We start from the raw sequence: 354 nt of genomic DNA, 5'->3' as shown, positions 1-354 counted from the left end.
CTCACCGCGTTCGACGCGACCGACGAGGACTGCATCCAGGTCCTGCACGCCGTGAACCTCACCGAGGTGCTCGCCCGCAACGAGCTCGGCCTCGACGCGCCCGTGGGCGAGGACGGCATCATGCTCTCCGGCGGCGAGCGCCAACGCCTCGCGATCGCGCGCACGCTGCTGTCGGCCCCGCCGATCCTGCTGCTCGACGAGTCGACCTCCAGCCTCGACGGCCTCAACGAGCAGCTGCTCCGCAAGGCCATCGACGCGGTCGCCGAGCACCGCACCCTCATCGTGATCGCGCACCGGCTCTCGACCGTCGTCGACAGCGACCTCATCGTGGTCGTCGAGAAGGGCCGCGTCGTC

Annotated in this window: 1 protein-coding gene; it reads left to right on the top strand. The window is 70.6% G+C overall.

Annotation, left to right across the window (positions count from 1 at the left end):
• A partial coding sequence (locus DZG00_RS16615) for an ATP-binding cassette domain-containing protein (protein WP_119455880.1) occupies positions 1–354 on the top strand: 354 nt, incomplete at both ends.

It is taken from the genome of Clavibacter lycopersici, assembly GCF_003576405.1.
Taxonomy (GTDB): domain Bacteria; phylum Actinomycetota; class Actinomycetes; order Actinomycetales; family Microbacteriaceae; genus Clavibacter; species Clavibacter lycopersici.
Note: the sequence above shows the minus strand (reverse complement) of the source record. Positions and strands in the feature narration are given on the sequence as shown.